General features: G+C 38.2%; 8 protein-coding genes. 7 read left to right on the forward strand and 1 reads right to left on the reverse strand.

All coding sequences use genetic code 11. The features are described 5' to 3' along the window. Positions 1-345 precede the first annotated feature (345 nt). Both ACIQVU_RS19875 and ACIQVU_RS19880 read left to right on the forward strand, forming a co-directional pair. A complete protein-coding gene (locus tag ACIQVU_RS19875; protein ID WP_340807111.1) occupies positions 346-1,539 on the forward strand; it encodes an ornithine--oxo-acid transaminase in 1,194 nt (397 codons plus the stop codon). A gap of 83 nt (positions 1,540-1,622) precedes the next feature. Further along, complete coding sequence (locus ACIQVU_RS19880; RefSeq protein ID WP_340807110.1) at positions 1,623-2,867, forward strand: Glu/Leu/Phe/Val family dehydrogenase; 1,245 nt, start codon at positions 1,623-1,625, stop codon at positions 2,865-2,867. A gap of 64 nt (positions 2,868-2,931) precedes the next feature. On the opposite strand, the gene ACIQVU_RS19885 is transcribed toward ACIQVU_RS19880, so the two are convergent. Continuing rightward, positions 2,932-3,102 carry a hypothetical protein gene (locus tag ACIQVU_RS19885; protein WP_402896967.1) on the reverse strand — a complete coding sequence of 57 codons (171 nt, stop codon included), beginning with the start codon at positions 3,100-3,102 and terminating at the stop codon, positions 2,932-2,934. Positions 3,103-3,405: 303 nt separating this feature from the next. Here ACIQVU_RS19885 and ACIQVU_RS19890 point away from each other — a divergent pair, with 303 nt between their 5' ends. The 5 genes from ACIQVU_RS19890 to ACIQVU_RS19910 all read left to right on the forward strand — a co-directional run bounded on the left by ACIQVU_RS19890 (position 3,406) and on the right by ACIQVU_RS19910 (position 8,764). Next, positions 3,406-3,999: a hypothetical protein gene (locus tag ACIQVU_RS19890; RefSeq protein WP_402896969.1), complete on the forward strand. Its 594-nt coding sequence runs from the start codon at positions 3,406-3,408 to the stop codon at positions 3,997-3,999. Between the two features lie 100 nt (positions 4,000-4,099). After that, positions 4,100-4,609 carry a phage tail protein gene (locus ACIQVU_RS19895; protein WP_402896971.1) on the forward strand — a complete coding sequence of 170 codons (510 nt, stop codon included), beginning with the start codon at positions 4,100-4,102 and terminating at the stop codon, positions 4,607-4,609. A 13-nt stretch (positions 4,610-4,622) separates the two neighbouring features. After that, positions 4,623-5,123: a phage tail protein gene (locus ACIQVU_RS19900; RefSeq protein WP_340807106.1), complete on the forward strand. Its 501-nt coding sequence runs from the start codon at positions 4,623-4,625 to the stop codon at positions 5,121-5,123. Between the two features lie 21 nt (positions 5,124-5,144). Then, entirely contained in the window at positions 5,145-5,669 is a 525-nt protein-coding gene (locus ACIQVU_RS19905; protein WP_340807105.1) for a phage tail protein, read from the forward strand. A 50-nt stretch (positions 5,670-5,719) separates the two neighbouring features. Then, positions 5,720-8,764, forward strand: a complete 3,045-nt coding sequence (locus ACIQVU_RS19910; protein ID WP_402896973.1) for an Ig-like domain-containing protein — start codon at positions 5,720-5,722, stop codon at positions 8,762-8,764. Positions 8,765-8,841: the final 77 nt, after the last annotated feature.

Genomic DNA, 8,841 nt, shown 5'->3' on the forward strand with positions numbered 1-8,841 from the left:
GGCTTCAATATGTCAGGCACAGACTCTAAAGCAGGTGGCCCAGACTACCTACAATTACACATGCAAGCAAAAACAACTTCAGAAATGCTTTAATTTTCAATTGATGGGGCTATTCAATTAAGTAGAAATTAAAGCAATGTTAGCACAAGAAGCTGCGTGACTTCTCCAGGTAATACTGCCCTGGCTAAACCGTAGGCACTGCAAACAAGGTACATTACTTTGGAGAAGTAAGCAGGCTTCTGTTTTGATGGAAGCTAAATATCGAATTATTCTACTTGTAGATATACATAGTCCTTGCTTTAAGCGATTTTTTCATCATGTTTTTAATGAAGGAGAGAATAGAAGATGACAAAAACACAACAAGTGATTGAACAAACACAAAATTTTGGTGCAGCGAACTATCATCCACTGCCAATCGTTATTTCAGAGGCTGAGGGCGCTTGGGTTAAGGATCCAGAAGGCAATAAATATTTAGATATGCTATCAGCTTACTCTGCTGTTAACCAAGGACACCGTCACCCAAAAATTATCGCTGCTTTAAAAGAGCAAGCGGATAAAGTAACATTAACTTCACGTGCATTTTACAGTGAAAATCTTGGCGAATGGTATGAGCTTGTTGGTAAATTAACAAATAAGGAAATGGTTCTACCAATGAATACAGGTGCTGAGGCAGTTGAAACTGCATTTAAGGCAGCTCGTCGTTGGGCATATGATGTAAAGGGCGTAGAGGATGGCAAAGCTGAATTTATCGCATGTAATGGTAATTTCCATGGTCGTACAATGTTAGCGGTTTCGTTATCATCTGATCCAGAATATCGCCGTGGCTTCGGTCCGATGCTACCAAATATCAAATTAGTGGATTACGGTGATTTAGATGCATTAAAGGCAGCGATTACACCAAATACAGCAGCATTTATGATGGAGCCAATTCAAGGTGAAGCGGGTATTGTTATTCCACCAGAAGGCTTCTTAAAAGCAGCCCGTGAACTTTGTCGCGAAAACAACGTACTATTTATTGCGGATGAAATTCAAGCTGGTTTAGCACGTACAGGTAAAATGTTTGCTTGTGATTGGGAAGAAGTAGAGCCAGATATGTATATTCTTGGTAAAGCATTAGGCGGCGGTGTATTCCCAATTTCTTGTGTAGCTGCAAACCGTGATATTTTAGGTGTATTTAACCCAGGTTCACATGGTTCAACTTTCGGTGGTAATCCTTTAGCATGTGCAGTTTCTATTGCATCTCTTAAAGTTTTATTAGATGAAAAATTAGCTGAACGTTCACATGAGCTTGGTGAATATTTCAAAGGTAAATTACAAGCTATTAACAATCCTGTTATTAAAGAAGTACGTGGTCGTGGTTTATTTATCGGTATGGAATTAACAGAAGCAGCTCGTCCATATTGTGAAAAATTAAAAGAGCTAGGTCTACTATGTAAAGAAACACATGATACAGTGATTCGTTTTGCACCACCACTTGTTATTTCACAAGAGGATTTAGATTGGTCAATCGAACAAATTGAAAAAGTATTTAAAAATTAACAAAATGTTCACATTTTAATTCGGAAGTATGTTACAATGATGCCGATATATTATCATTAAAAAAAACAAAGAGGCGATTTAATATGTCTGAAAACTTAAATCTATTCACATCAACACAAGACGTCATTCAAGAGGCTTTAAATAAGCTTGGCTATGATGAAGCAATGTACGAATTACTAAAAGAGCCACTTCGTATGTTACAAGTACGTATTCCAGTGAAAATGGATGACGGTACAACAAAAGTATTTACGGGTTACCGTGCACAACATAACGATGCTGTAGGACCAACTAAAGGTGGGGTTCGCTTCCATCCTCAAGTATCTGAGGAAGAGGTTAAAGCGCTTTCAATGTGGATGACATTGAAATGTGGTATTGTTGATTTACCATACGGTGGTGGTAAAGGCGGTGTCATTTGTGACCCTCGTCAAATGTCCATGGGCGAAATCGAGCGTTTAAGTCGCGGTTATGTACGTGCCGTGAGTCAAATCGTAGGACCAACAAAAGATATTCCTGCACCAGATGTATTTACAAATGCACAAATTATGGCATGGATGATGGACGAATATAGCCGTATGGATGAATTTAATTCACCAGGCTTTATCACTGGTAAGCCACTTGTACTTGGTGGTTCTCAAGGTCGCGACCGTGCAACTGCACAAGGTGTTACAATCGTTATCGAAGAAGCAGCGAAAAAACGTGGCATTGATATTAAAGGTGCACGTGTTGTTATTCAAGGCTTTGGTAACGCAGGTAGCTTCCTTGCAAAATTCATGCACGATTTAGGTGCAAAGGTAATCGGTATTTCAGATGCTTATGGTGCACTACATGATCCAGAAGGTTTAGATATAGACTACTTATTAGATCGTCGCGATAGCTTCGGAACAGTAACAACTTTATTTGAAAATACAATTTCAAACAAAGCATTATTAGAACTTGATTGTGATATTCTAGTACCAGCTGCTATTGAAAACCAAATTACAGCTGATAATGCACATAATATTAAAGCAAGCATTGTTGTAGAAGCAGCAAACGGTCCAACAACTGCTGAAGCAACAAAGATTTTAACAGAGCGTGGTATTTTACTTGTACCAGACGTACTGGCATCTGCTGGTGGTGTAACGGTTTCTTACTTTGAATGGGTACAAAATAACCAAGGTTATTACTGGACAGAGGAAGAAGTAGAGGAACGCTTATACAAAAAAATGGTTGAAGCATTTGAAAATGTCTATACAACAGCAACAACACGCAATATTAATATGCGTTTAGCTGCTTATATGGTAGGTGTACGCCGCACTGCAGAAGCTTCTCGCTTCCGTGGCTGGGTATAACAACTAAAAATCAACAAGCCGTTCTCCAAACAGGGAGGACGGCTTGTTTTAGTGAAGAATGGTATTAATTTTCGTGGTGCTTATGGGAGCTTTTTTTATTTGTAAATATTAACTGTTTGAGGCGCTGCTCCAAAGCTCTTTTTTTCTCCAGGCGTTTTTTTCCAATACGAATGATTTGAAGTATCCACAATACACCAATGGTAATTCCACATCCAATAATGACATAAACAAGCATAGGCAAAATCCCTTTATTTTATGTATTAGCATTACTATACAAATAGTATCTATACAAAATCTGAACAATCCTCCTTACTCATATTTCTTCTCAAAGCCTTCCTCTTTTGAAAAATTCCTATGAAAATACCCATAAAAAGCACTGATTTTCTGTGAAAAATAATAAAATATATGACTTTAGTTAATAAATTAGCATTTTAAGAGAAATGTTCAAGTTTTGTTTAGACAGTCTTTAGTAGATTGAAAAGTGTCAACAGACGACAAAGGATGGTGGAAATAAAAGGAGATAACGAAGCTGAATATAGTGAATGATGAGAAAGGGTGGAAAAAAATAGAAGTGATAAGTAAGCCACTATTTTTATGGAAGCGTTCATTGATGCTATTGCTATCATTGATGCTCGTTATAAGCAGTGCATTGACTGTTATGGGGGCTCCACTTAACGTACAGGTGTTAGAAGAAAATCCAGTTTATGTATCATTGAGTGGAGATGATACTATCAGTGATGGAACAGAAGCCAACCCATTTCAAACAATTGGAAAAGTGATAGAAAGTATTAATGCCAGCGGTTCATCGGAAACCCTTGTTTTATTAAGTGATATTACAATTAGTGGGACATTAATGTTCAGTGGTGGTCAACCAATAACGATTACATCAAAAGAGGGACAGACATGGTCACTTATACGCAATGAAGCTTTTGCTGGGAGATTAATCAATTTTACTAGTAATTCAAAAGTTACTTTAAAGAATATAACGATTGATGGGAAGAGTGTTAAAGTAAGCGACAGTATCATACATATAGATGGAGGCAGTAAAGTTGACCTTGAAGACGTTTCTATTCAAAACCATTACAAGGAGAACAGGCTAGGGCTAACCCTTAGCCTGTTTTTTTGTAGGTAAATTTTATCATTTTGCAGAAATTTTCAATTTTTAACCTAATTTTAACCTTCTAGGAGTAATGTACTGTGTAAACCAATACATTTTAAAGGAGGGTTTACGAATGGAGCCATATGTTGGGGAAATTCGAATGTTTGCAGGTAATTATGCGCCAGAAGGATGGGCTTTGTGTAATGGTCAAATAATGTCGATAGCTGAAAATGAATTGCTCTATTCCTTAATTGGTACAACTTATGGTGGGAATGGACAAACAACATTTGCATTGCCCAATTTTCAAAGTAGGGTCGTGGTGCACCAAGGTCAAAATCCAACGACTAGCACAAATTTTGTGATGGGGCAGGCAGGAGGGGTAGAAACTGTCACTGTAACATCTGCTCAACTTCCTGCTCACACACATCAAGTGACAGCTTCTTCACTCGATGGTACAACGCCTAGTCCAGAAAATGCTGTTTGGGCAAAGGGTATACAATATTCTACTCAACCACCAACTGGCACAATGAATCCAACTAGTGTTTCAAGTGCTGGAGGAAATACTCCTCATAATAATGTAATGCCCTTTTTGACAATTAGTTATATGATCGCGCTTTATGGTATATATCCAATCATCGAATAGGAGGTAGGAACAGATGAGTGAACCATTTTTAGGAGAAATTAGACTATTTAGCTTTGGGGGAGTACCAAGTGGATGGATGAGATGTGATGGACAAATATTACAAATTAATACCCATCAAGCCCTGTATTCATTATTAGGCGCCACTTATGGTGGGAACGGTGTTTCGACATTTGCATTACCTGATTTAAGAGGGAGAGTGCCTGTCCATGTAGGAAATGGCGTTACGCTTGGACAAAAGGCTGGGGAAGAGGTACACATATTAACGATTCATGAAATGCCAGCTCATACCCATGTTGTCAACGGTAGCTCAGAAAGTGCTACATTGAGAGCGGCTGCTGGTCATGTATGGGGAGCTTCTTTGAAAGATAGTTATGAAGCTGCACAGCCTAATACACAAATGAATATGCAAGCTTTATCAACAACAGGTAACTCACAGCCACATCAAAATATGCAGCCATTTAGTGTAGTAAATTATTGTATAGCGATTACTGGGATTTATCCAACAAGAAATTAAGAAAGAGAGAAGGTGAAGGAAATGTCAGAAGCTTATATTGGAGAAATTAGACTATTTAGTGGTAATTTTGCACCGGAAAATTGGGCTTTGTGTGATGGTCAGCTACTATCAATTGCCTCAAATACGGCATTATATGCTATTTTAGGCACAATATACGGCGGGGATGGCAAAGCAACCTTTGCGTTACCGAATTTAAATGGTAGGGCAGCGATTCATCAAGGCGCAGGGACAGGACTAACGCCAAGAAATGTAGGAGCATCTGGAGGTACAGCTACTGTTACTCTATTAACAACCCAAATGCCTAGTCATAACCATCTAGCTACTTGTAACAATACTCAGACATCAAATACTGACCCCACTGGAGCAATATGGACAGAACAACAAGGGAAAGGCTCTACTCCCGCCTATACGACACAAGCAAATACACAAATGAATGTATTAGCGATTAATGTAACTGGTGGGAATCAACCACATAATAATATGCAGCCATATTTAGGGCTAAACTTTATTATTTGCTTAAGTGGGGAATGGCCTCCTAAAGGTTAGGAATTAATGAAATGAAAGGTGTGAAATCATTAAGAGGGAGCAGTATAAAAATGGGAAAAAAGATACTAATCATAACTTTATGTTTGCTATTAATTGTTTCTAGCCAATTGACAAGTATCTTGTTTGTTTCGCCTTTAACAGCAGAGGCAGCTAGTTGTGGAACAGCTAATTATCCAGTATGTGTGCAGGATTTAACACAGGCTAATTGGAAAGATGATACAACGAATGGATTTGAAGTATCTGGAATTGATGGTAATGATGGTATTAGTTTGTTTCGTTATAATAATGATCCTAATTACCCTGCTGGTTATTATTTTGACGCAGATGAACGTGCAACACCAAAATCCATTAAAATTTTGGCAGGAGAAGGATTTGCGGGTGGTGTCTTTGATTTACAAACGCTAACCATTGATACAACAAATAAACATAATGAAGATGGCGTTTTTACTTTATCCATTCAAGGACTTGATACAGCAGGAAATCCTAAGGGAAGTCCAGTATCCTTTTCGACAGTTAAATATCAAGGTCCTGTATATAACATTCCAGTTCATTTACAAGGTATTAATGCTTTTGTGATTACCGTGAGTGTTCAATATATAGATACTGTACAAGCGGGTTTATGGGATTTAACATTTACACAATTTACGATTGATATTCCAGCTAATAATCCGCCAACAGTATCAACAGGGGCTATTACTGCTTCCAATATTACTGCAACAGGCGTGACATTGGACTGGGCTAAGGCATTTGATGATATAACAGCTCAAGAGAATTTAGCATATCGTGTCTATCAATCTAGTAGTAACAATATGGATACGGTGGAGGCCATTGAAGCAAATGGGACACCATTAGAAAATGACTATACGAAAGATATTCATTCTTTTAATGTGACAGGGCTTACAGCCAACACAACCTATTATTTTAATATTATTGTACAAGATGCGGATGGCAATAAAAGTGCCTATACAACACAGCAGGTCACAACGCTTCCATTAAATAGACCGCCAACATCCAGCAATGGAACTGTGAATGTAAACGAAGGGCAAGTATATATATTTAACAGCGCTTCCTTTGCATTTCATGATGAGGATGCTGGCGATACTTTGCAACACATTCAAATTGTAACCATCCCGAATAGCGGACAGCTTTACCTTGATAACAATAACAATCAGCAAATTGATGCTGGGGAAGCTCTTGCAAATGGAGCAACGATTAGTAAAATCGATTTAGATGCGGGGAAATTAAAATATCTAACAGAAAGCAGCTCTTCCACATCTTTTTTATTTACAGTAAGTGATGGCATGGATGCTAGTGATGCTTATACGATGAGCTTAGCTGTTAGTACACGTCCTGCTGTAACAATTTCATCAGCAGTACCTAGTCCAACAAATAGCAACCCAATTCCCATCAGTATTGTTTTCAGTGAGTCTGTGACTGGTTTTACGTTGGAAGATATAGTTATTACAAATGGGACTGTTCAATCCCTTATAGGGGGTGGGACCTTATATGTTGCGCAAATAGTACCGAGCGCAGATGGCACTGTAAAAATCCAGATTCCTGAAAATATTGCGACTACAAGCAGTGGTGCATTCAATCAAGCATCCATAGAGTTCGAAATAATCTCTGATCGTACCCCACCTACAGATATTATGCTGAGTAATAGCACTGTACAGGAAAAGAAGTCCATCGGTACAACTGTTGGCACATTGACGGCAACGGATTCAGGAGGTCCTCAAGCCTTTACGTATTCACTAGTATCAGGTGATACAAATTTCTTTGAGATTGACGGCAATGAATTAAAAACGACAACGGTATTCACCTATGATACGAAAAATAATTATCAGATTACGATTAGAGCAACAGATGAGGCTGGCAATACATTTGAGAAGGAATTGACAATTGAAATTACGAAAAATCATCCACCAATAGGCTCTATTACGATAAATAACGGAGCAGGTTATACAAGTTCTACTAATGTAATTTTAACAATGACGGCAAGTGATACAGAAGGAGAAGCGATTACAATGCGCTTTTCAAATGATGGTACTACATGGTCTAGTTGGGAGTCATATGCATCGACGAAAGGCTGGACATTAACAAATGGTGATGGTAGTAAAACCATTTATATGCAACTAAAAGATACTGCTGATAATATATCAAATACATTATCAAATACAATTATATTAGATACAACACCACCAGTTATAACAGGCGTTACGAATAGTGGTGTGTATAACACAGATGTAACAATTAGCTTTAATGAAGGAACAGCTACATTAAATGGAGCAACCTTCACAAATGGAGCGACTATCAGTACATCTGGAAATTATACTGTAGTAGTAACAGATAGCGCAGGTAACACAACAACTATTACATTTGTCATTGATAAAACACCGCCACAAGCAACAGGGATCAATATTCAATCCAGTCATGCAGACCCAACAAAGGCTAAAATAGGCGATACAATTACTTTAACAGTAGAAACAGATAAAAATATCCAAGCACCAGTAGTGACGATTGCAGAAAATACGGCAATTGTCACTGGCTCATCACGAAATTGGCAAGCAACATATGTTATCGAAGAGGGCGATATCGAGGGAGCAGTACCTTTCACATTGAATTTTCAAGATTTACTCGGTAATTCGGCAGTAGAGGTAACAGAAGTTACGGATGGAAGCTACGTTATAGCAGATAGTACAAAGCCAGCTTTAGATCAGGTAACGATGACCTCTAATAATGCCAATCCAGCCGTTGCAAAAGTAGGTGACATCATTACAATAGACATTGTTGCAAGTGAGGATATTCAACTGCCGCTTGTAACGATTCAAGGGCAGCCTGCAAATGTACATGATCAAGATGATGGCGATGCCAAGACTTGGCAGGCAAGCTATACATTGCAGTCAGGAGATGCTGATGGTGCTGTTTATTTTACAATTGATTTTCAAGATTTGGCAGGGAATTTAGGTTCACAAGTAACAGAGGTTTCTGCTGGAGCAATTGTGATAATTGATAAAAATCCACCACAAGCAACAACGTATTCTCCAGCACATCAAGCAATGGATATAGAGCCTACAGATAATCTATATATAAGGTGATTAACTTTTAGACTTACACTCTTTTTCTTCGTTTTCCTGTATACTATTCTTAATAGATATGAAACGGAGAAAAATGA

The organism is Lysinibacillus sp. NPDC098008 (genome assembly GCF_044760715.1).
Taxonomy (GTDB): Bacteria; Bacillota; Bacilli; order Bacillales_A; family Planococcaceae; genus Lysinibacillus.

Excerpts from the sequence above, each read along its gene's own strand:
- ACIQVU_RS19875 (WP_340807111.1), top strand. The coding sequence starts at position 346 with ATGACAAAAACACAACAAGTGATTGAACAAACACAAAATTTTGGTGCA.
- ACIQVU_RS19880 (WP_340807110.1), top strand. The coding sequence starts at position 1,623 with ATGTCTGAAAACTTAAATCTATTCACATCAACACAAGACGTCATTCAA.
- ACIQVU_RS19885 (WP_402896967.1), bottom strand. The coding sequence starts at position 3,102 with ATGCTTGTTTATGTCATTATTGGATGTGGAATTACCATTGGTGTATTG.
- ACIQVU_RS19895 (WP_402896971.1), top strand. The coding sequence starts at position 4,100 with ATGGAGCCATATGTTGGGGAAATTCGAATGTTTGCAGGTAATTATGCG.
- ACIQVU_RS19900 (WP_340807106.1), top strand. The coding sequence starts at position 4,623 with ATGAGTGAACCATTTTTAGGAGAAATTAGACTATTTAGCTTTGGGGGA.
- ACIQVU_RS19905 (WP_340807105.1), top strand. The coding sequence starts at position 5,145 with ATGTCAGAAGCTTATATTGGAGAAATTAGACTATTTAGTGGTAATTTT.
- ACIQVU_RS19910 (WP_402896973.1), top strand. The coding sequence starts at position 5,720 with ATGGGAAAAAAGATACTAATCATAACTTTATGTTTGCTATTAATTGTT.